The following is a 1450-nucleotide window of genomic DNA, read 5'->3' on the forward strand; positions in this document are numbered from 1 at the left end:
GGGCTCTTCAGAGTTGAGTGTGGTTGGAGGCATCTAGGCCTCCTGCGATGAGGAGCATTCGGAGTTGGTAGTTGGTGGGGTTGCGGTAGCCTCTGGCGGTGCGTCTTCCTAGTTCGATGATTCCGTTGATGGCTTCGGTGGGGCCGTTGCTGGCTCCTCCTGTATCGAAGTAGGCCAAGAAGGCGTCCTTCCATTTGCGTAGGGTTCGACCCAGTCGGGCGATTTCGGGGATGGGACACGTTGGTAGGCGCTGGATGAGATGAGCGGCCAGGCGTCGGCCTTGGGCGGGTGTGGCTTGATGGAAGACGTCGCGCACTTGCTGGGCGCAGTGGTAGGCGACTTCCACACTGATATGCGCCTCATCTGCCGTGAAGGCCTCACGGAGTCGTTCTTGTTGACGCTTCGTGAGCCGATCACGCGAGGCGCGCAAAAGATTGCGGATCTGATAGAGAGGATCACCCTTGCGCCCGCGGTGACCGGTCGTGTCTTGCTGGACGCGACGACGCACCTCATCGAGAGCGTCACCGGCGAGCTTGACGATGTGAAAGGCATCGAGCACGCTGGTGGCGTCTTGGAGCTGGTCATCAATGGCGTTCTTATATCCCTGGAAGGGATCCAGCGTCGCGATCTGGATACCGGAGCGAAAGTCTTCGCCGCGCTCGGCCAGCCAGTTCTTGTACACGGTGCCAGACCTTCCCGGGACCAGATCCAACAAGCGGGCCGTGGGATGATCCTCCCCTCGCGTCAGGTCGACGATGCCGGTGAGCTCACGGGGCCCTCGTCGGCGTCGGTCCTGGTGGTGCCACACGTGCTCGTCAACCCCCAGCACCCGCACCCCTGAGAAACGGGCGGGGTCATCAGATGCGGCTTGCAGACACGGCTTGATATGGGACCACACGGTATTCCACGTGGTTCCTAACTGGCGGGCCAGCCCCGAGATAGTGGCTCCCTCGAAGCGCAACTGTCGGATCGCCCAGCGGATCGCCCGAACACCCAGACGCGCCCTGGGAGCACACACCGAGTGGTTCTGCTCAGCGAAAGTCGTGATCTGGCAGGTATGTTCGCGGCATATCCAGCGTCGCTTATGCCACCGGATCCGCACCGGGACCCCGGCCCAGGGCGCGTCGATCACCTCCACCACCACACGCCCATGACCTTGAGCGATCACCCCACAATCTGGGCACCCCGCCAGCTGGTTGCACGACTCAACATCGAGCACCAGAGCATCTGGGGTGCGAACCGCACTCATCAGATGGAAGCCCTCCAAGTCGACGAGCAGATCACACCGATCACAACGATCAAGCGACACAGAGCAGCAGCAGGTAGGGTGAGACATTGTCGAGGTCCTTGACGACAGCGGGGGTAGAAGTCCGCTCATCATCAAGGACCTCGACCTCTACCCGCAACCCCCGACCAACACCCGGTCACCCACACTCAACTCGGAAGAGCC

The 1450-nt window shown here is 61.8% G+C and carries 1 protein-coding gene; it reads right to left on the minus strand.

Translation table 11 applies throughout. The annotated features are described in order from the left end of the window. Positions 1–7: 7 nt before the first annotated feature. On the minus strand, positions 8–1381 hold the full coding sequence (locus HMPREF2842_RS00770) for an ISL3 family transposase (RefSeq protein ID WP_353611909.1): 1374 nt from the start codon (positions 1379–1381) through the stop codon (positions 8–10). Positions 1382–1450: the final 69 nt, after the last annotated feature.

Origin of the sequence: Rothia sp. HMSC069C10 (assembly GCF_001812205.1) — a bacterium.
GTDB lineage: Bacteria > Actinomycetota > Actinomycetes > Actinomycetales > Micrococcaceae > Rothia > Rothia mucilaginosa.

Excerpts from the sequence above, each read along its gene's own strand:
- HMPREF2842_RS00770 (WP_353611909.1), bottom strand. The coding sequence starts at position 1,381 with ATGATGAGCGGACTTCTACCCCCGCTGTCGTCAAGGACCTCGACAATG.